Source organism: Ruegeria sp. BHSA191, assembly GCF_059613325.1.
Genome location: NZ_JBXWSH010000016.1, coordinates 62,530 through 82,973 on the forward strand (window position 1 = coordinate 62,530; position 20,444 = coordinate 82,973).

19 protein-coding genes and 1 tRNA gene are annotated in these 20,444 nt (G+C 62.6%); 15 read left to right on the top strand and 5 right to left on the bottom strand.

Features of this window, described 5'->3' with window-relative positions; genetic code table 11:
* Positions 1–38: 38 nt before the first annotated feature.
* Both dnaG and rpoD read left to right on the top strand, forming a co-directional pair.
* Positions 39–1,988, top strand: a complete 1,950-nt coding sequence (dnaG, locus tag AC2FNS_RS14720; protein WP_496797572.1) for a DNA primase — start codon at positions 39–41, stop codon at positions 1,986–1,988.
* Between the two features lie 114 nt (positions 1,989–2,102).
* Positions 2,103–4,091 carry an RNA polymerase sigma factor RpoD gene (gene rpoD, locus AC2FNS_RS14725; protein WP_496679575.1) on the top strand — a complete coding sequence of 663 codons (1,989 nt, stop codon included), beginning with the start codon at positions 2,103–2,105 and terminating at the stop codon, positions 4,089–4,091.
* Positions 4,092–4,277: 186 nt separating this feature from the next.
* Here rpoD and AC2FNS_RS14730 read toward each other — a convergent pair whose 3' ends face one another.
* Positions 4,278–5,297, bottom strand: a complete 1,020-nt coding sequence (locus tag AC2FNS_RS14730; protein WP_496710913.1) for an AraC family transcriptional regulator — start codon at positions 5,295–5,297, stop codon at positions 4,278–4,280.
* A gap of 624 nt (positions 5,298–5,921) precedes the next feature.
* Here AC2FNS_RS14730 and AC2FNS_RS14735 point away from each other — a divergent pair.
* The 4 genes from AC2FNS_RS14735 to ribD all read left to right on the top strand — a co-directional run bounded on the left by AC2FNS_RS14735 (position 5,922) and on the right by ribD (position 8,436).
* Positions 5,922–6,323 carry a hypothetical protein gene (locus tag AC2FNS_RS14735; protein ID WP_490360845.1) on the top strand — a complete coding sequence of 134 codons (402 nt, stop codon included), beginning with the start codon at positions 5,922–5,924 and terminating at the stop codon, positions 6,321–6,323.
* 11 nt (positions 6,324–6,334) lie between these two features.
* Positions 6,335–6,691, top strand: coding sequence for a secondary thiamine-phosphate synthase enzyme YjbQ (locus AC2FNS_RS14740; RefSeq protein WP_496803898.1), 357 nt, complete (start codon positions 6,335–6,337; stop codon positions 6,689–6,691).
* A 177-nt stretch (positions 6,692–6,868) separates the two neighbouring features.
* Positions 6,869–7,339, top strand: coding sequence for a transcriptional regulator NrdR (gene nrdR / locus AC2FNS_RS14745; RefSeq protein ID WP_490360843.1), 471 nt, complete (start codon positions 6,869–6,871; stop codon positions 7,337–7,339).
* Positions 7,336–8,436, top strand: coding sequence for a bifunctional diaminohydroxyphosphoribosylaminopyrimidine deaminase/5-amino-6-(5-phosphoribosylamino)uracil reductase RibD (gene ribD / locus AC2FNS_RS14750; protein ID WP_496710912.1), 1,101 nt, complete (start codon positions 7,336–7,338; stop codon positions 8,434–8,436). Before nrdR ends, ribD begins: the two co-directional genes overlap by 4 nt.
* Before the next feature lie 7 nt (positions 8,437–8,443).
* Here the strand turns inward: ribD and AC2FNS_RS14755 are convergent, their stop codons facing one another.
* From AC2FNS_RS14755 to AC2FNS_RS14765, 3 genes are all read right to left on the bottom strand, one after another.
* Positions 8,444–10,444, bottom strand: coding sequence for a capsule polysaccharide biogenesis protein (locus AC2FNS_RS14755; protein WP_496710911.1), 2,001 nt, complete (start codon positions 10,442–10,444; stop codon positions 8,444–8,446).
* A gap of 3 nt (positions 10,445–10,447) precedes the next feature.
* Positions 10,448–11,581 carry a polysaccharide biosynthesis/export family protein gene (locus AC2FNS_RS14760; protein WP_496687059.1) on the bottom strand — a complete coding sequence of 378 codons (1,134 nt, stop codon included), beginning with the start codon at positions 11,579–11,581 and terminating at the stop codon, positions 10,448–10,450.
* Between the two features lie 64 nt (positions 11,582–11,645).
* Complete coding sequence (locus tag AC2FNS_RS14765) at positions 11,646–12,971, bottom strand: capsule polysaccharide biogenesis protein (protein ID WP_496710976.1); 1,326 nt, start codon at positions 12,969–12,971, stop codon at positions 11,646–11,648.
* Positions 12,972–13,123: 152 nt separating this feature from the next.
* Between AC2FNS_RS14765 and AC2FNS_RS14770 the strand changes: the two genes are divergently transcribed.
* The 7 genes from AC2FNS_RS14770 (at position 13,124) to AC2FNS_RS14800 (ending at position 18,569) form a co-directional block, all read left to right on the top strand.
* The gene (locus AC2FNS_RS14770; RefSeq protein WP_496679586.1) at positions 13,124–13,711 is read left to right on the top strand and encodes a riboflavin synthase; all 588 of its coding nucleotides are present in this window, start codon (positions 13,124–13,126) and stop codon (positions 13,709–13,711) included.
* Positions 13,712–13,821: 110 nt separating this feature from the next.
* Positions 13,822–14,943 (top strand): 3,4-dihydroxy-2-butanone-4-phosphate synthase, encoded by a 1,122-nt coding sequence (gene ribB, locus AC2FNS_RS14775; protein WP_496679587.1) that lies wholly within the window; start codon positions 13,822–13,824, stop codon positions 14,941–14,943.
* 2 nt (positions 14,944–14,945) lie between these two features.
* Positions 14,946–15,497 carry a 6,7-dimethyl-8-ribityllumazine synthase gene (locus AC2FNS_RS14780; protein WP_005983872.1) on the top strand — a complete coding sequence of 184 codons (552 nt, stop codon included), beginning with the start codon at positions 14,946–14,948 and terminating at the stop codon, positions 15,495–15,497.
* Positions 15,494–15,976 carry a transcription antitermination factor NusB gene (gene nusB, locus AC2FNS_RS14785; protein WP_496679589.1) on the top strand — a complete coding sequence of 161 codons (483 nt, stop codon included), beginning with the start codon at positions 15,494–15,496 and terminating at the stop codon, positions 15,974–15,976. The genes AC2FNS_RS14780 and nusB overlap by 4 nt, the downstream gene beginning before the upstream one ends.
* A gap of 67 nt (positions 15,977–16,043) precedes the next feature.
* Positions 16,044–16,340 (top strand): hypothetical protein, encoded by a 297-nt coding sequence (locus AC2FNS_RS14790; protein ID WP_496710910.1) that lies wholly within the window; start codon positions 16,044–16,046, stop codon positions 16,338–16,340.
* An 84-nt stretch (positions 16,341–16,424) separates the two neighbouring features.
* Positions 16,425–17,807 carry a PIG-L family deacetylase gene (locus tag AC2FNS_RS14795; RefSeq protein WP_496710909.1) on the top strand — a complete coding sequence of 461 codons (1,383 nt, stop codon included), beginning with the start codon at positions 16,425–16,427 and terminating at the stop codon, positions 17,805–17,807.
* Positions 17,808–18,137: 330 nt separating this feature from the next.
* Complete coding sequence (locus AC2FNS_RS14800; RefSeq protein WP_496679595.1) at positions 18,138–18,569, top strand: MmcB family DNA repair protein; 432 nt, start codon at positions 18,138–18,140, stop codon at positions 18,567–18,569.
* A 3-nt stretch (positions 18,570–18,572) separates the two neighbouring features.
* On the opposite strand, the gene AC2FNS_RS14805 is transcribed toward AC2FNS_RS14800, so the two are convergent.
* Positions 18,573–18,761, bottom strand: coding sequence for a DUF6324 family protein (locus AC2FNS_RS14805; RefSeq protein WP_149776801.1), 189 nt, complete (start codon positions 18,759–18,761; stop codon positions 18,573–18,575).
* Between the two features lie 306 nt (positions 18,762–19,067).
* Here AC2FNS_RS14805 and AC2FNS_RS14810 point away from each other — a divergent pair.
* Positions 19,068–19,144, top strand: a tRNA-His gene (locus AC2FNS_RS14810).
* Positions 19,145–19,457: 313 nt separating this feature from the next.
* Positions 19,458–20,441, top strand: coding sequence for a glycosyltransferase family 2 protein (locus tag AC2FNS_RS14815; protein ID WP_496710907.1), 984 nt, complete (start codon positions 19,458–19,460; stop codon positions 20,439–20,441).
* Positions 20,442–20,444 lie beyond the last annotated feature (3 nt).

Below are 20,444 nucleotides of genomic sequence, written 5' to 3' on the forward strand. Positions count from 1 at the left end.
CCCTTGGCGGGCGGTCCCGTTTCTGCCATGTATGACACATGTCATTGCCCCCTGGATTTCTGGATGAGCTGCGCACCCGTCTGAGCCTGTCTCAGGTCGTTGGGCGCAAGGTTATGTGGGACAATCGCAAGTCCAATCCGGGCAAGGGCGACATGTGGGCGCCATGCCCGTTCCATCACGAAAAGACGGCCTCGTTCCATGTGGATGACCAGAAAGGGTTCTATTACTGCTTCGGGTGTCACGCCAAGGGCGACGCGATCAGCTTCGTGAAAGACACCGAGAATGTCTCGTTCATGGAAGCTGTCGAAATCCTGGCTCGCGAGGCCGGATTGCCGATGCCCGCGCGCGACCCCAAAGCGCAGGAAAAGCAGGACCATCGGGCGCAGTTGGCCGATGTCATGGAGCAGGCGGTTCAGTTCTTCCGCCTGCAACTCAAGACCGGGGCAGGGGCCGAGGCGCGCGCCTATCTGGACCGCCGCGGTCTGAACACTCAGGCGTTGGACCGCTGGGAAATCGGGTTTGCGCCCGACGGCTGGCAGGCGTTGTGGGACCACCTGCGCGGCAAGAACGTGGCCGAGGACCTGATCCTGGGCGCCGGTCTGGCTAAACCGTCGACCAAGGGCAAAAAGCCCTATGACACGTTCCGCAACCGCATCATGTTCCCGATCCGCGACCCGCGCGGCCGTTGCATCGCGTTCGGTGGGCGGGCGATGGATCCCAATGATAACGCCAAATATCTGAATTCGCCCGAAACCGCGCTGTTCGACAAGGGGCGAAGCCTCTACAACCACGGACCGGCCCGTCAGGCTGCGGGCAAGGGGCACCCGCTGATCGTGGCCGAGGGCTATATGGATGTGATCGCCCTGTCCGAGGCAGGTTTCGGCGCCGCCGTCGCGCCGCTGGGCACCGCGATAACAGAACATCAGTTGCACATGCTGTGGCGCATCGCCGACGAGCCGATCATCGCGCTGGATGGCGACACGGCCGGTCTGCGCGCAGCGATGCGGGCCATCGACCTGGCGCTGCCGTTGTTGGTGGCCGGCAAGTCTCTGCGGTTCGCTCTGATGCCCGAGGGCAAGGACCCCGACGATCTGCTACGCGCCGAAGGCCCGGCGGCGGTTCAGGCGGTACTGGACGCGGCCATACCGATGGTCAGGCTTCTGTGGCGGCGCGAAACCGAGGGCAAGGTGTTCGATAGCCCCGAGCGCAAGGCGGCCCTGGACAAGGCGCTGCGCGAAAAGATCCAGCTGATCCGCGACCCATCGATCCGCGCCCATTACGGGCAGGAGATCAAGGACCTGCGCTGGCAGCTTTTCCGCCCGCAGCGGCAGTCCGGCCCCCGCACTTGGCAGCCGCGCGGGAAATGGCAGCCCGAGCGGCGAGCGCCGACGCCAAGCGCGCGATCGTCGTTTCTGGCGTCCACGGAAAACGCTGAAATCCGCCTGCGTGAAGCGGCGATCCTGGCGATTGCGATCCTGAACCCTCAGGTCGTGATCCAGTTCGAGACCCAGCTGGAGGAGATGGAGTGCCTCGACCCCGAACTGGCCGCTCTGCGCGATGCCGTTCTGCGCCACGCGATCGACGACCCGGACAACCTAAAGGACCACATTGTCGAAACTTTGGGGGCCGGCCCTCTTGAAAACCTGCTGGGCCTTCGCCATGTCGCAGTGATCCCCTGTGTGCACAAACCGGGCGACGTCGAAAAGGCACAGATGACACTGGCCGAGGAACTCGCAAAAATCAAAGCGCTCCGGGGGCTGGATGCCGAGATTGCCGAGGCCGAGGAGGAACTGTCTGACGTAACGGACGAGGCATTGACGTTCCGGTTGGCGCAAGCCGCCGAAGAGCGAAACCGCGCAAGTCGCAGCCAGAACGAGGACAGGGCCGTATTCGACATTGCTGAGAACGGGGCGCGAATCAATCGCGATGAGAAGGACGCGTTTCAGGCGATCATGTCGGGCATCAAGTTCGAGCGGAAACGCCGCTGAGGTGGTGTTTTCATAAAGCACTGGAAAAGAAAAACGGGTAAACGGGTGGCCGAATCACTTCTACGCGCTAATGATTCGGTTCCATCGAATCACCCATCCCTGCAGGAGCACTGAATGGCCGCCAAGGATACCAACGAGGAACGGAAGTCCGACGACCAGGAACAGGAAATCTCGCTGGACATGAGCCAGGCCCAGGTCAAGAAGATGATCGCCGAGGCCCGCGAGAAAGGCTATATCACCTACGACCAGCTCAACCAGGTCCTGCCGCCGGATCAGGTCAGTTCGGAGCAGATCGAGGACGTGATGTCGATGCTGTCCGAGATGGGCATCAACATCATCGAAGACGAAGAGGCCGAGGAGGAAGAGCAGAAGGGCTCGACCGATCTGGTCACGACCGACAGCAACCGCGAGGTTGCGCTGGCGGGGTCGCAGACCGAAAAGCTGGACCGCACCGACGATCCGGTGCGCATGTATCTGCGCGAGATGGGCAGCGTCGAGTTGCTGAGTCGCGAGGGCGAGATTGCCATCGCCAAGCGGATCGAGGCCGGACGCAACACCATGATCGCCGGCCTTTGCGAAAGCCCGCTGACCTTCCAGGCGATCTCGATCTGGCATGACGAACTGCTGTCCGAGGACATCCTGCTGCGCGACGTGATCGACTTGGAGGCCACCTTCGGCAACCAATTGGACGAGGACGGAGACGTTGAGGAGCCCGTCGTCGATACGTCGAAGGTTCAGGCGTCGAAACCCGCTAAGGACACCGGCCCAGAACTGGATGCCGACGGAAACCCGATCGCTTCGGACGATGACGACGACGAGGAAGATCAGGCGAACATGTCGCTGGCGGCGATGGAGGCCGCGCTCAAGGATCAGGTCCTGACGACGCTCGAACGTATTTCGACCGACTTCGCGATGCTGTCCGAGATGCAGGACAGTCGGATCTCGGCCACGCTGAACGAAGATGGCTCGTTCAGCGCGGAGGACGAGGCGACCTATCAGAAGTTGCGCTCGGAGATCGTCGAACTGGTGAACGGGCTGCACCTGCACAACAACCGGATCGAGGCCCTGATCGACCAGTTGTACGGTATCAACAAGCGGATCATGTCGCTGGACAGCGCCATGGTCAAGCTGGCCGATCAGGCCCGCATCAACCGGCGCGAGTTCATCGACGAATACCGTGGTCGTGAACTTGATCCCAACTGGCTTTCCGACATGGCCCAAAAGCCGGGACGTGGCTGGCAGATGTTCATCGAACGCTCGTCGGACAAGGTCGAGGAGCTGCGCAACGACATGGCGCAGATCGGTCAGTATGTCGGTCTGGACATCAGCGAGTTCCGCCGTATCGTCCAGCAGGTTCAGAAGGGCGAGAAAGAGGCACGTCAGGCCAAGAAGGAAATGGTCGAAGCCAACCTTCGCCTGGTGATCTCGATCGCCAAGAAATACACGAACCGTGGCCTGCAATTCCTTGATCTCATTCAGGAAGGCAATATCGGCCTGATGAAGGCCGTGGACAAGTTCGAATACCGCCGTGGCTACAAGTTCTCGACCTACGCGACCTGGTGGATCCGTCAGGCAATCACGCGCTCGATCGCGGATCAGGCGCGCACCATCCGTATCCCGGTGCACATGATCGAGACGATCAACAAGCTGGTGCGGACCGGCCGCCAGATGCTGCACGAGATCGGCCGCGAGCCGACGCCCGAGGAACTGGCCGAAAAGCTGCAGATGCCGCTGGAGAAGGTTCGCAAGGTGATGAAGATCGCCAAGGAGCCGATTTCTCTGGAAACCCCGATCGGCGACGAGGAAGACAGCCAGCTGGGCGATTTCATCGAGGACAAGAATGCCGTGCTGCCGCTGGACAGCGCCATTCAGGAAAACCTCAAGGAAACCACGACCCGGGTTCTAGCTTCGCTGACCCCGCGCGAGGAACGGGTTCTGCGGATGCGGTTCGGCATCGGCATGAACACCGACCACACGCTGGAAGAGGTCGGCCAGCAGTTCAGCGTGACCCGCGAACGGATCCGGCAGATCGAAGCCAAGGCGCTGCGCAAGCTGAAACACCCCAGCCGCAGCCGCAAATTGCGGTCTTTCCTGGATCAGTGATCTCAAAGGCGCCTCGATCGAGGCGCCTTTTTTCGTTGCGGGGCAGACAGGGTCACACTGTCCAAACATGTAATCAACTTGGCATAACCGCGCATGCGGTTGGCCGTCACGCGCTCCATATGGTCAATGTCCACTCATGGGACGGGCCGGGGCGAGGTGGTGACGCCGATGACCCTCGGCCACCCTTCACGGTTGGATTGGATGGTCCACCCGGGCCTTCAAGGTGCTGGGCGGGTGCCCGGTCCATCGTTTGAAAGCCGTCGAAAACGCCGACTGATCGGCGTAGCCAAGCGCATAGGCGACCTGGGCCAGGGTCATCTCGTTTCGCAGCAGGGTCTGGGCCAGATCACAGCGCAGGTCATCGACGATCTGGCGAAAACTGGTGCCTTCGGCTCCAAGACGACGGGCAAAGGTACGCGGGCTCATGGCCAGCGTTTGAGCGGCGTCTTCGGCGCGTATGATCCTGCCCGGGAGGGATTGCGTGATCACCCCCTCGACCCGGCTGCGCAGGGTTTGCCGCTCTTGTCCGTTTTCGGCCAGCAGCCGTTCGCCATAGGCCAGAAGATGTTCTCGAAGGCGGGGATCGTAAGTGGGGATGGGCAGGTCCAGCGCCGTCAGCGGAAGCAGGATCTCCATCTGCTCCATGCCGAAGCGGACGGGAAAACCGGCAAGCCTTGAAAAGCGTGCCTCATGCCGCCCGACCTGGTGCTGGAACCGGATCTCGATCGGGTTGAGGTGCACTCCCGTCAGCGTGCGCATTCGGGCGATGGCGGCGAAGATCAGAAACTCGGTCCGGCGGTGATACCGGGCGAAACGCGCATCTTTCCAATGCAGCCCCAGCGTGGCAGCGTTGCCGGACAGGTCCATGCTGAAACCAAGGGTCGGGTCGATGAAGCGGTGAAAACGAATGGTGTTTTCCATCACCTGCTTCAGGTCGCGCGAATATTTGCTGATATAGGCCGCAAGGCTGGACGCCGAAGTGACCCGCAATCCGGCCTTGGCTGCAAAGGTGATGTCGCCCAGCACATCACAGGCGTGCCGGATGAAGCTAGCCTCGGTTTGTGCGCTGATCCGGGCTTCGGCCGCCGAGAGTTGGGCCGGGGTCAGGTCGGCGCGGTCAAATACCCGGGCGACCAGCTCCGGGTTTTCCGCCGCGCGTTCCAATTCGGCGGCCAAAAGCTTAAGCCTTGTGATTTCGACATCCATGGGACCCGTCCAAGCCAGCGCAGTTCGTCGGAGTATGCGCGCAAACCTCGTTCTTGAACAACCGGGACGGTCGTGCCGGGGTCTAACATTGTGCAGAAGGCACTGTTTGGCCCGAGTTCGAATGACTCTGGCACCCGATCCAATGCCGAGTGCGAAGCACAGGTTTAGATACCCGTTCGTGCCGGGTCGGTTCCCATTGGGGAGTGGGACGAGCCCGGAGACGAGACGCACCACACCGTCCGCGGCTCCCCGGCACACGCATTATCTTGTGGCCGGGCCTGGCACATACCGCGATGCGGTGACTGGCCGTGGGGACTCCCTTTCGCAAGGGCAAGGCAAAAAGGCGAGATTGTCGGCTGGATTCCTTCCCCAAAAATTCGACCGGGTACGATGAGGCGTGCTTCTGGTGCCCGGGGTGATAGCGGTACTTTTGGCCGTCGTCCTGCGCGGGGAGGGGCGGTTCCGCGACAACCCCCGGTGATTGAGGCCCTGGCCTGATATCACCGTTGGTTGACAGTGGCGCGCACGGATTGCGAGGATTGCTGAAAACATCGTGATCGGTTCTGGCCGGGACAAGCCCAAGCGCTAGCCTGAGTACGACAGGACAGGAGAAAAGGAACAGACATGAAGCGGATCGTGGTTTGCGCGTGGCTTGCGGTCGGAGCGGTCGGCGTCCCGTCGATGTCCTTCGCCGCGCCGAACGGGTATCGCACCGAACCCATCAACAGCACCGATTTCGAGGTCATCCCGCGCTCGCGTCAGGATGTCGACGGGTATTGGTGTGCAGCTGCCGACTTCGCCCGCCGCGAGCTGGGCGCCGGCTGGCAGCAGCCGATCTATGTGTTGCGCGGCTATGGGCCCAGCGTCACGACCGGTCGCAGAACCGCGGTTCAATTCTCGCTCAACCCGCCGCCCGGTGGCGTGCCCCAGCAGAACAGTTTCATCACCTCGGGGTTTCAGCCCGGCTACAGCATGTCGGTTCAAGGCGCGAATGCCCGGTGCAACGTGCGCCCGTTTCAACGGTAGGTGCCGGGCCGATGCAGGTAGAGTTTGCCGTTCAGACCCGTGGTCAGGGCTTGTACGAGTTCACGGACCGTATCCGGGGCTGGCTGTCCGCAACCGAGGCCGACGGACTGCTGACGCTCTTCGTGCGGCACACCTCCTGTTCGTTGCTGATTCAGGAAAACGCCGACCCCGAGGTGCAGACGGATCTCGGGGCGTTCTTCTCGCGGCTCGTGCCGCCTTCCGACCACCCGTCCATGTCCTATCTCAAGCACACCTATGAGGGGCCGGATGACATGCCGGCGCATATCAAGGCCGCGATGATGCCGGTATCGCTATCCATCCCCGTTCGCGGCGGTCACCCCGTGCTGGGGACTTGGCAGGGGATCTAGCTGTTTGAACACCGCACGGCGCCCCACCTGCGGAAGGTGGCCGCGCATTTCGCCTGACCCATTATCTAGCGGTGGAAATTTCCGACTACCCAAATCCTAGCGGCTGGCCTATAGTTGTGGATAAGTCGGCCCCAGCGCTGACAAAAAGAGGCGGAACAAGGGACGAGGAGACGGCGGATGCGCTGCCCGTTTTGCGGAAACATAGATACTCAGGTCAAGGATTCACGCCCGGCAGAAGATCATGTGGCCATCCGCAGGCGCCGGTTCTGCCCCGCATGCGGGGGCCGTTTCACCACTTACGAGCGTGTTCAACTGCGCGATCTGGTGGTGATTAAATCCAACGGCAAGCGGGAAGACTTCGATCGCGACAAACTTGAGCGTTCGATCCGCATCTCGATGCAGAAACGCCCGATCGACCCCGACCGGATTGACCAGATGATTTCGGGCATCGTGCGCCGGCTGGAAAGCATGGGCGAGACTGACATTCCGTCCAGCAAGATCGGCGAGATCGTCATGGAAGCTCTGGCGCGGATCGACACCGTCGCCTATGTTCGCTTTGCAAGCGTTTACAAGAATTTCCAGGCGGCCGATGATTTCGAGGAGTTCGTCCACGAACTGCGCCCGCCGCAGCCATCGACGGACGAGTGACCGACACTGACAAGCGATACATGGCGCTGGCCCTGTCCCTGGGGCGGCGCGGACAAGGAATGTGCTGGCCCAACCCGGCTGTGGGCTGCGTCATCGTCAAGGATGGCCGGATCGTCGGGCGGGGTTGGACCCAGCCGGGCGGGCGTCCGCATGCCGAAGCTGAGGCACTGGCCCAGGCCGGTGAACGCGCCCGCGGAAGTACGGCCTACGTTTCGCTTGAACCCTGTGCGCACCATGGCAAAACGCCTCCGTGTGCGCAGGCTTTGATTGATGCCGGTGTTGCGCGTGTTGTTTCAGCGATCGAGGACAGCGATCCGCGCGTTGCCGGGCAGGGTTTTGAAATGCTCCGGGCCGCCGGGGTCGAGGTAACGACCGGTGTCATGGCCGATCAGGCCGCCTTGGATCACGCAGGTTTCTTCATGAAGACCGAACAGGGGCGCCCCTTCGTCACGCTGAAACTGGCCAGCAGTTTCGATGGTCGTATCGCAACCGCCTCGGGTCAGAGCAAGTGGATAACCGGCCCCGAATCCCGGCGGGCCGTGCACGCCATGCGCGCGCGACACGACGCGGTGATGGTCGGTGCGGGAACGGCTCGGGCCGATGATCCGTCCCTGACCGTGCGCGACCTGGGGGTTGGGCATCAGCCGGTGCGCATTGTGGTGTCACGCCATCTGGATATCCCGCTGCTGGGGCACTTGGCACGCACCGCTTCACAGATACCGGTCTGGCTGTGCCATGGTCCGTCGCCGGACTCGGAACGCGCCCGCGCCTGGCGGGGATTGGGGGCCACGCTGATCCCCTGTGCAGTCCGGGGGCACCACATCGATGCCGTGGATCTGCTGCAGCAATTGGGCCGGCAGGGTCTGACTAGGGTGTTCTGCGAAGGCGGCTCGGCCTTGGCAGCGTCGCTTCTGGCCGACGACCTTGTTGATGAATTGGTCGGCTTTACCGCCGGTCTGGCGATCGGCGCCGAGGGTCTGCCTGCCATCGGGGCTCTGGGGCTTGAAGACCTGTCCGAGGCACCCGGGTTCGAACTGGCAGAAGCGCGCCCGGTGGGCGGCGATGTCTTGCAAGTCTGGCGCCGCTCCGCGCGTTAGGGTCGGTTCAGCGCCACAGATGCGCATGCGTGGCCAACGCGCCCTGAAGCTTGGACAGCAGCCGGTTTCCCGCGCCCGATGGCGTGGGTTCGCCCTGGGCGAGGCGGTCGACCGCAACCTCGACTGGGCAGGGGGCACCGGTGATCGGGTCGAAATACCGCGGATAGTCGATAAGTGCTGCATGCACGAGGCCCAGTAGCGACGGCCGCGCGCCGCGGCGGGCGGGCACCGCGCCCAAATCGGTGGTCAGCCCCCAACCGGCGTAGAACGGCGCCCCCAGCGTCGTGACCTTGATGCCGCGCAACAGGGCCTCGAACCCCAGCGCCGACGTCATGGTCCAGATCTCCTGCACCTGCGGCAGAACCTGGGCTGGGTCGACGCCGGTCAGAACCATGTCGGCCAGCCCATCGGCATCGACCTGGCCTTCGCGCAGCCCGGCTTCGACATCCGGGTGGGGTTTGTAGATCACAACCGCATTCGGGTTCGCCTTTCGGGCCGCGTGCAGCAGGTCCAGGTTGGTGCGCACCGTGCTGGTTCCCAACAGAACCGAGGCGTCATCCTCGACCTGTCCGGGGACAAGAATGCGATGCCCGACCGGCAGATCGGGGCAGGGGCCGCCGATATTGTATTTGCTCAGGCCGGCTCGGGTCAGGCGTTGCACCAGATGACGGGCACGGCGTTCCTGATCGGGGCGCAGGGTCTCGCGCCGCGCGACCCAGTCCTCGAGCCGGCTGGGTCGGGTCGGGTCGTAGTAGATGCCCAGATCATCGGCCACCAGCGACAGCGGCGGCACCAACTGGGCCCCCAACCCGCGCGACCGCAAGAAGCCGTCTTCGATGCGGAAGACGCCCTCGGAGTCGCGGTCATGGTTGGCCCAAACCATGTGCGGTCGGGTTGGGCTGGCGGGGCGCGCAGCGGTGAAACGCATTTTGCGATAGCTTCCAAAGCCGCGCTGTAGATGCCGGCGTTTCCACAGCCGCATCCCCGATGCCGTCCAGCCCCGCCGGTCTTCGTGCCAGGCCCGCATGCGCGCCTCGAGCGTGTCCAGAACGGTCTCGATTTCGCACAGCCGGTCCCGGAATGGATCATACCATTTGGGGTAGAGGATCATCGCGGCCGCGAACAACTGCGCGCGGGTCAGGTTGCGCTGCCGGCGCGGCATTTCGGTGTCGTCGCGGGTCAACCCCCAACCGGCATAGAATGGCCGTCCGAACACACGCGGCTTGTGTCCGGCCAAAATGGCCTCGAATCCCAGTTGCGACGACAGCGTATAGACCCCGATCGCGCCTTCCAGCAGGTCCCAGATGTTGACCCGGTCGCGCAGCAGGCGGATGCGGTCGGTTTCATCCTGCGGCCCGAAATGTCCGGGGCGGTATCCCAACGTGGTCTCGGGATGAGTTTTGACGATGATACGGGCGCCGGGGTTTTCCTCTTGCGCGATCACCAGCATCTCGCGAAAGCGGGCCAGGTCGCCGCCGTTGGCGGTGACGGCGGCGTCACCCTGGGTCTGATCGACCACCAGCACATAGCCGGGTTCGGGCAGTTCTGCCTCGGGGTCGTATGCGGAATATTTGGTCAGCCGCAATTCAGCCATCCGCAGCATCGCGCCGCGCGCCCTGTCCAGAAGCGCGGTGTCGTCCAGCGGATGCGTGGCCAGCAGGGTCTCGAGATCCGAACGGCGGTCGGCGTCGAAATGCACACCCGAGGCATCGAGCAGCAGGCCAAGCGGCGGCTCTTTTCCGCGGCCGGGGTGCAATGAGCGAAGAAAGGCGTCTTCGACGCGCAGCAGCGGGGCGTCGTACCGGGCCGCAACGCGTTCCCCGCGATGGGCAGTTGGGCTTTGCCCCCAGACGCCGATCCGGTCGCCCGCGCGAGGCAGTCCCAGCGCGACCTTGTGGCCTGACAGGGCCAGAATGCGGCGGATGCGCCGCTGGGTCAGAAACCCGCCATTGTAGACAAGCAGACGCGCCAGGTTGCCGGAATCAGATGTATCGGCCGCCGGTTGCACGGATCAATTGCCGGTCAGCGTGGCCACGTTCGCAACCGGCGTCAGGCCGCCTGCGATCAATGAGATCGACTTGGTCCACTGGGCATAGGGCGCTTCGGTGACATAGATCGTGTCATCGTCGCGGATCACGAAATCTCGCGCCACGAACAGCCCGTTGGGCGCCGTCAGGTTCAAAAGGTAGATCATGCGCTGCTCGCCCTTCAGGTCCGAGCGGCCCACGATCTTGCGGGCGATGTCCTCGCGCTCGTTGCGCAGAACGAAGATGCCGGTCGGGTCGGACGAGAGCGACTGCAGCCCGCCCACCTGGGCCAGAGCCTCGAGCGCCGAGAGGTCCTGACTGTCGAAAGCGACGCGCGACTGCCCCCCGGTGGCCCCCAGCGCGATGTAGGATCTCGTGTCCTGCTCGACCAGAATCCTGTCGCCGCCGCGCAGGGCGATGTCCATTTCGGGGTTCTGGAAAAGATCATTGTACCAGATCGTCCCTCTCTGGTTGCCGCGGATCACGGTGACCAGCGCGATGTCCGGGGCAACCGCTACGCCGCCGGCGCGCGCCAACATCGTCGACAGGGTTCGGGTGGGACGCTCGATCGTATAGATGCCCGGGGCGCCGATGGTCCCGGTCAGCGATACGGTCGAACCATCGCCGGCCACGCGGCGGATCTGCACCTGAGGGTCGGGGGTCTGCTCGCGCAGTTTGTCGGCGATCGTAGTGCGCAGTTGTTCGGGTGTGTTGCCCGAGGCCCGCAGGCGGCCTGCATAAGGGATGAAGATGTACCCTTCGCTGTCGACCTGCACTTCGTCCAGGCTGGTCGCGGGGCCGGTTTCACCGGACAGCAGACCGTCGTCGACGTTTTCCCAGATGGTCAGCCCCAGAACGTCGCCCGGGCGGATTGTGTCCGAAGTGATGTTCTGGGCGCCGCGGAAGGCCTGTGGGAACCCGTACTGAGGAATGGCGGCAGTAGTTTTAGCAACAAAATCGTCTACTTCTACGACAAATGCATTGCCGCCGTTCTGAACCGCACCAGCCAGGATTTCGGTCTTGTTGGGCCCGGACTTGGGAAGCTGGCATGCCGCCAGAATTGCGACGGTCGCGAAAAGAGTGACTTTTCGAATCCACCGGGTTGGGAAGCACTGCACGTTGTTGACCTCGACAGCCAGTGTTGTGTTTTTTGGTTTGTCGCGACGCTACTGAGTTTGGCGCTCAGATTCCAGACGTTGCCAGCCGACGGGCCGGACGGGATTGAAACTGTGGCCCTTCGGTCGCGCCCCCAGCCAGGGCACGCGCGTAGGGGTCGTGTGCCTGCAGCATCCGGTCAACCACCTGCCGGAGCAGTTGTTTGCGGCCCCGCCGCGAATAGTACCCGCCGGGGATCTGGCAGGTTCCCAGCAGGAACTGGCGGTACATGCGATAGGCGTCGGTGTTCGGCCCCCTTGGGTCGGCGAAAAACACCTCGATCGGCTGGTCGGACACCAGCTCGGGCTTGTCATAGACCGACCGGCCGAACACGCGCAGCGGGACGCCGCGCCACAACGCCTGCTGACCTGCCGTCGAATTGATGGTGACCGCCGACTTGGCGTGATCCAGAAGACGGGCCAGTTTACCGCCGGGCACATGGTGGACACGGTCGGCGATGCCCAGCCGGCGGGCCGTCTGGCGGATGAAGCGCGCCAGAGGCTCGCGGCAGTTTTCGAGCGGGTGTTCCTTGATGACCAGGTGGTGATGTGGCGGGGCGCCCTTGGCGAATCCCTCCATGACCGGCAGCAGGAAAGCGCACATCGACGAGAATTCGGAATGGGCCCGGACCGAACTGTCATGCGCCAGTTGCAACAGCACCAGATGATAAGGATACCCACCGCGGCGGATGCGGGCGGTCGCCAGACTACGCCGGATTCGATGCAGGGGCATCCGCATCAGACGTTTGAAATACAGCCCGAATTCCTGAGAAACATGCAAATCGCGGTGCGGTCTGAAGTTCCGGTAACCGTGATTCAGGAACAATACGAACCAATGGTACAGCGCGCCGTAGAAAACGTGTTGCCGCATGTCGCCCCAATGCGCGGGTGGCGGCGGGGTCGGTCCCTCGGTTAGTTCCACGGCTCGCTGCATCGTTGCGATGTCCAGGTCCATCAGCCGGGAATGTGCGTTCGATCCGTTCCGCTCATAGGTCACCCACCATGGGCGCAGATAGCCTTCCTCGAAAACATGGACCCTCAGGCCGCGCGCCCGGGCGATCCGGATCGCCACGGCATGTACCGGGCGAACGTCGCCGTACAGAACGACATCGGTTACCCGCCGGGTCTCGAGCAGGTCGGCAAAGGCCTGCGGCCACGCGTCCAGCGTTCCGCGATACGGCACATAGCTGCGCTTGTCGAACCAGAAGGCGCGGTCGCCCGCATTGAACCCCACCCGCCAGACCGCGGCGCCGGCCGCCCGCAGCATGCGCCCCAACCCGTGAAAGAACGGCCCATGCGGCCCCTGCAAAAAAAGGAACACGCGACCGTCTTGCGTTGAAATCGGAGCGTTCATGCCGTTTGCGCACACCTGCATGCGTTTGAGAATTGCGCCGAAACTATGCCCGTCCGCCCCTGGACGCGCAAGCCGGGGCTTGCCCCGGCGGCCGGTTGGGCTTACCTCGGGCCAGATGACTTCGGATAGTTTGCGCGCAGAGGGTTAACGGAATGTTTACTGGGATCGTCACCGACATCGGCACCATCATCGAACTGGAGCAGCAGGGCGATCTGCGGGCGCGGATCAAGACGGGCTACGATACCGCGGGGATCGATATCGGCGCCTCGATCGCCAGTGACGGGGTCTGCCTGACCGTGATTGCGCTGGGCGACGACTGGTACGATGTGCAGATCAGCGCCGAGACGGTTTCCAAGACTAACCTCGACGGGTGGCAGGTGGGCAAACGCGTCAACCTGGAACGCGCCCTCAAGGTGGGCGACGAACTGGGCGGGCACATCGTCTCAGGCCATGTGGACGGCGTCGCCGTGGTGATCGCCGTGACGGACGAGGGTGACAGCACCCGGGTGACCCTGCGCGCGCCGCAAGATCTGGCACGGTTCATCGCGCCCAAGGGCTCGGTCGCGCTGAACGGCACCTCGCTGACCGTGAACGACGTGGACGGGTGCGATTTCGGCATCAACTTCATCCCGCACACCAAGGAGGTCACCACCTGGGGCGACGTCAAGGTAGGCGACCGGGTGAATCTCGAGATCGACACGCTAGCCCGTTACGTCGCGCGGCTGTCGGAAATGACCTGACGCCGGACGAAACGCCGCGTTAGCCCCGTGCGGATTCGTTTGCGGACTGGCCTTTGCGCGCGTGCTGGTCTATCCCGCGTTGCAACACCTGCTCTGTGAAAGGCTGCCCCATGAGCTTTGAAACACCCGGACCGGTCGAGGCCCAGCTGCGCGACGCGATCAGCCCGATTGAAGAGATCATCGAAGAGGCGCGCCAGGGCCGGATGTATATATTGGTCGATCACGAGGACCGCGAAAACGAGGGAGACCTGGTGATCCCGGCGGAATTCGCCGATGCCGAGGCGATCAATTTCATGGCCACGCATGGCCGCGGGCTGATCTGCCTGCCGATGACAGCTGAACGGATAGACCGTCTGGGCCTTCCGATGATGGCCGTGAACAACTCGTCGCGGCACGAGACGGCCTTTACCGTTTCGATCGAGGCGCGCGAAGGCGTCAGCACCGGGATCTCGGCTGCCGATCGGGCACTGACCATTGCCACCGCGATCAACGAACAGAACACCATGGCGCATCTGGCTACGCCCGGCCATGTCTTTCCGCTGCGCGCCAAGCGGGGCGGGGTGCTTGTACGCGCCGGCCACACCGAGGCCGCCGTGGACATTTCGCGCCTGGCCGGATTGAACCCCTCGGGCGTAATCTGCGAGATCATGAAGCCTGACGGCACCATGGCCCGGCTGCCCGATCTGGTCGAATTCGCCAGGGAACACGGGCTGAAGATCGGCACCATCAGCGACCTGATCTCGTACCGTGCGCGCCACGACAATCTGGTGGTCGAGACCGCGCGCAGGATGGTCACGTCGGAATATGGCGGCGAGTGGGAGATGCGGATCTTCACCGATCAGACCCACGGGATCGAACATGTGGTGATGATCAAGGGCGACATCAGCACGCCCGAGCCCGTCCTGACCCGCACCCATGCGCTGCACGAGGCCTCGGACATTTTGGGATTGGGCCCGAAATCGCCGCAGGAACTGCCGCGCGCGATGGAAAAGATCGCCGCCGAGGGGCGCGGCGTGGTCTGCCTGTTCCGCAACCCGCGCCACTCGCTGTACGCGGCCGAGGACGAAGGCCCGCGCACCATCAAGCAAACCGGTCTGGGCGCGCAGATCCTGTCCAAGATGGGCATCAAGGAACTGGTGCTGCTGACCGACTCGCCGCAGACGAAATACCTGGGTCTGGACGCCTTTGGCCTGTCCATCGTCGGGACCCGCTCGATTCTCAAGGGTGACTGAGCATGGCTGAGCAAGACAAACACGGCGTTCTGCCGACCCCGAAATTCGATGACCCGGTCAAGCTGCTGATCGTTGTGGCCCCGTTCTATCGCGCCATCGCCGACGACCTGGTTCGCGGCGCCAAGGCCGAGATCGAGGCCGCCGGCGGCAGCTGCGAGGTGGTCGAGGTGCCCGGCGCGCTCGAGATCCCGACCGCGATTGCCATGGCCGACCGCCAGTGCAACTTCGATGGCTATGTGGCGCTGGGCTGCGTGATCCGGGGCGAGACCACGCATTACGAAACCGTCTGCAACGATTCCAGCCGCGCGATCCAGCTGCTGGGCCTGCAGGGGCTGTGCATCGGCAACGGCATCCTGACGGTTGAGAATGACGCGCAGGCCGAAGTGCGCGCCAATCCGGAAAAGATGAACAAAGGCGGCGGCGCGGCGGCTGCGGCCTTGCATCTGATCGCACTCAGACGTAAGTGGGGCGCTTCGAAAAAGGGCGTCGGATTCAAGCCGCCGTCCGAGTCCATCCTTGTGGCGGGCGACAGCAACGGATCAACGACAGCATGACCCAGACAGACACGCCGAAACCGGCAAACCGGAAACGCCTAATGAAATCCGCCGCGCGGTTGTACGCCGTGCAGGCGCTGTTCCAGATGGAGCAGTCGGGCCAGACGACCGAACAGGTGGTCAACGAGTTTCTGGATCACCGGTTCGGCGCGGTCTACGAGGGCGACGAGATGCTGGAAGGCGACAGCGCGCTGTTTCGCAAGCTGGTGGATGACGCGGTGAACTATCAGGCGCCGATCGACCAGATGACCGACCGGGCGCTGGTGGCCAAATGGCCGATTTCGCGCATCGACCCGACCTTGCGGGCGCTGTTCCGCGCGGCCGGCGCCGAGCTGAGCCAGAGCGACACGCCGCCCAAGGTGGTCATCAACGAATTCGTTGACGTGGCGCGCGCCTTTTTCCCCGAAGGCAAAGAGCCGAAATTCGTCAACGCGGTTCTGGACCACATGGCCCGCGAAGCCAAGCCCGAGGCGTTCTGACGCGCCACGGGCGATTTTACCCGGCATGAAATTGCGCTAGACTCCTATCGTGTGAGGGAGGTGCGTCATGCCGAAACTGATCCGTCTTTACATCACCCAGGTCGCACTGGGCTTTGTGATCTCGGCTGTGTTCGTCGCCGTGCTGCTGCTGTTGAACGTGGCCAACCTACGCCACCTCATCACCGGGTCCGACATTGGCTTTATCGCGCTGATCATGATCTGGTTCATGAACGGGATCGTCTTTGCGGGCGTCCAATTCGCCTATGCGATCATGAGCATGGCCGAAAAGCCCAGAGGCCCGCGCGGAGGAACCCCGGTTGCAGTCAAGCTGGAACCCGTGCGCGTTGAAGCGCGCCGGTCGTGATAGGTGGTTCCTGGCGCTTGCAATTGGTCTTCCCCTGACATTGGATGCGCAAGCGTATCGAGTTGTCCATGAAAGACCGTTTCCTTGACCAAGCCAAGTTATGAAGACGCCATCAATTCGCGGGCGTTTCTGGATGATCTGTCAAGTTTGAATCAGGCGATTGCCGACGGGCTGAAACAAGCAGGCGAGCCAGTCGCGATCAATGGAAACGTGTGCTATGCACACATGCGGGAAGACTTTCACACATCCGATCTCGCGCCATCGATGGAGCCGAAACGGCGTGCTCTTCATCGGCTGGCACAGGAAAGCAATTGTTTTGCCGAGGTCGGAGTGGCGGGTGGCCACGCGGCTTTGTTGGCGCTGCACTCGAACCCCGGTTTGAAATATATCGGAATCGACCTTGGCCAGCGTTTGCGTGATTCATGGCCGGCGGTCGACATCTACGTGCCGATCGCGTTCCGATGGTTCGAAAACCGCTTCCCTGAACGCGTGAAGTTCTACCTCAGGCCGGCGATCGAAGGGCTGGAGCAGGCTGTTCAGGATCGGCCGTTCGGCCCGATCGACCTTTTGCATCTGGATGCGCAAAAGAACAACCGGGTGGCCGAGTTGGATGCAGTCTGGCCTGGCTTGGCTGACAGATGCTACTTGATTCAGGGCGACAACCGAAACGGCCATGTGCAAGCAAGCTCGGCTCGTTTGGTCGAGCAAGGGCGAGCGCGGCCGGTCAGCCTGATTGGGCCGGAAACGCTGCATAGCGCGAATTTCGGCCTATTGGAGACCGGTCCGGGCGTTGTGCGCAACGGACTCAGCCTGGACGGGCTTGCCCATCAGCGCATTCTTGTGTGCGTATGCCATCAGGATGATGAAACACTGTTTGCCGGCTCACTTCTGGCGCATCTCAAGGGGCGTGCCGAAGTTGTCGTTGCAAGCTTCTTCCGGCCTGCGTCCAGCCGTCGAGACACCGATACGCGCGAGGCAGCGATGCAACAGGCGTGCGACATGATTGGTGCCACCCGGGTGCAACTGCCCTTTGCGGTCGAAAGTGATTACCCGAGGCTGCGTCGTTTTATTCGCATGCCAACCAGCGATAGCATGCCAGAACCTGAAATAGTCCGGCCATTGCGCCGCCATCCGTTGTTTGGGCTGTTATCTGGATCTGCCTATGCGTTGATGAAGCAGTTCGCGCCGACAACTGTCATCACTCACAACCGAGTCGGCGAATACGGGCATATCGAACACGTGCTGTTACATCATGCGGTGAAGCAGGCATCTGCACGTTACACGGACGCTCAGTTGTTGACGTTTGGATTGAACCTGCCAGCGGCAGATTTGACCGTGCCAAGCCTGCCGGATCAGAAAAATAGGATGTTTGACTGCTATATGCCGCAATGGAACGGGCGCAAACTCTATGATTTTGCTCTGGATGACGAAACATTCGTACGGGTCAATCCGCAGGAATTCACCTGATCGGAAGGCGGCGGGACCACCAGGCAACCGTGCGGTTTTGATTCCCGAGGACCTGTATGTACAGGTGGGCGCCAGGTAATCAGGCCAGGACCTGAACAGAGCCAGCTCCCTCGGAATTGCTTAAGGCCACCGGAATGCTACCGGTCACGAGAAGGGCAGAACCCGCCAATGGCCTAACTAGGGTGCCGCGCCGGGCTGCGCAAGGGGGTCAGTTGCAAAAGAAGGCATGCGGGGTCGCCCGAACGGCCCGGCACGGCGGTGGCTCGTTCCGGTCCGATCATCATGGCGAAGGTCCTTGATTTTTGTTCTTGAATTGTTCACATTCTGCGCATGACGTTGGATCTGCAGCCCGGTCAAAGGCTGGCCCGCGGGGTTGCCCGACATCTGGCCAGCCACGGCTTTGTTTCTATTGAGGAATTCGTACCCGCGCGCGGGTTGCGGGTGGATGTGATGGGTCTGGGTCCCAAGGGTGAGCTGTGGGTGGTCGAGTGCAAATCCAGCCGGGTCGATTACCAGTCCGATTCCAAATGGGGCGGATACCTGGACTGGTGCGACCGGTTCTTCTGGGCCGTGGATACTGATTTTCCAACCGACCTCTTGCCGACGGAAACCGGTCTGATCATCGCCGACGCCTATGACGCCGAAATCATACGGATGCCGCCCGAGGCCAAGCTGGCGGCAGCCCGGCGCAAGAAGCTGATCCAGAAATTTGCGATGGACGCCGCGCGGCGTCTGCACATGCTGCGCGATCCGCGGCCCTGAAGGTCAGCGTTTGACCGCGCGGGCAGCCTGGGCGGCGGCGCGGATCTCGTCGGCTATTTCCTCGGCCTCTTCCGGGTCGAAATCCATCGGGATTTCGAGGTTGTCGGCTTCGACGAACAGGCGCACCATGCCTTGATCGGTGGGGCCGATCTGCAGGTTCGCTTCGATGTCGCGTTCGGTATTGATGCCCATTTTCGCCTCCGGAGACTGAGCGTTTCTGCTAGCGCGCAACCGGGATTGAATCAAGCGCAGTCTGGGTGTGTCACGGCGCGGGCAGGCGGAACGATGTGTTTTCGGGGTGGTCGGAGTTTGGTCGGCGGAGGCAGCGCGGCCCGAGTGTCCCCTCGGGTCCGGCAGAGGCGGGCGGCGCTTTGGGCTGCCGAAACTCGTGGCGCCCGCGATTTTCTTTGCGCGATCCGCTGTGTCGGACTATGCCAGAAAATTCGCCTACAAGGCACTTGCAATCCCCCGGCGGCTTCGTTAAATCGCCCCTCACGTGCCGCCTTAGCTCAGTTGGTTAGAGCGCTGGATTGTGGATCCAGAGGTCCCCTGTTCAAGCCAGGGAGGCGGTACCATCTCTCCTCAAGCTTTCGGTGACAAGTCGCCCATCCGGGGTCCGGTCTGCGTTGTGCCGCTCCCCTAGGACTAGCGTGACATTCTTAGATTTTTTCGATCCTTCCGGGTGTGTGCATCGCTGAGACGGTTCACGTTGCCCCTGGGGCGGGTATCGGACAGTTTCGGTCGCGTCCGGCAGCGCGGCGCAGTTGCCCGCTTGGGTGCAGTCGCGCACCACTCGGGTGTGCAATGCATGTACCAGCCTATTCCGGCCTCGCGGTGTCGGGACGGCTTGTGTAAGAAAGGGCAAAAGGCAGATCGGAACAGGCGTAAATGTCTCAGACCATTACCGTATTCACGACGATGAAGAACGAAGGCCCCTACATGCTGGAATGGGTCGCCTTTCATCGCATGCTGGGGGTCGATCATTTCCTGATATTCACCAATGACTGCGAGGACGGAACCGATGACATTGCCCGCCGCCTTCAGCAGATGGGGCTGGCGACCCATGTTCCGAATGCCGTGCGCGACGGGGGTAATCCGCAACACCAGATGCTGCGCCGGGCGCGCAGGCACCCCAAGGTGAAAGAGGCCGATTGGCTGATGTGCCTGGATGTGGACGAATTCTGGAATATCCGCGTGGGGAACAACAGCTTTGCGGCATTGATCGACGCGGTCGAACAGAAGGCGGGCCGCCCGGTCGACGCGATTTCGTTCGCCTGGCGCCTGTTCGGCAGTTCGGGCAACATCGGCTTTGACGACAAGCCCGTGACCGAAAGCTTCACCATGGCCGATCGCGAATTTCCCTATCATTCCGGCCGGGCTTACGGGCTGAAGACGCTGTTTCGCAACAATGACCGGTTCAGCCGCTTCGGCCCGCACCGCCCCAAGGGCATCGAAGAGGGGCGCGAGCACGAAGTCGCTTGGTCGGACGCGGGTGGAAACCTGTTTCCCGCTGACAAGGTCGGCTGGCGGGCTTGGCGGGGGTTCGACCATGCATTTGGGCGCCTGCACCACTACTCCGTGCGTTCGCTCGAGGGGTTTCTGGTCAAGCGTGACCGGGGCCGCACCAATCACGTCAAGGTAGATCAGGGGCAGGCCTACTGGTTGGATATGAACGCCAACAAGGTCCGGGATACCTCGATTCAACCCATTGCCCGGCGGGCCGCACCGGTTCTGGCCAAGCTGAAGGCCGATTCCGAGCTTGCCCGTCTGCATGACGAGGCGTGCGAGTGGCACCGCGCCAAGATCGCCGAGATCAAGCTGCGCCCCGACTGGGTGGACTTCCGGTCATGGCTGGCGGACAATCTGGTTTGAGAC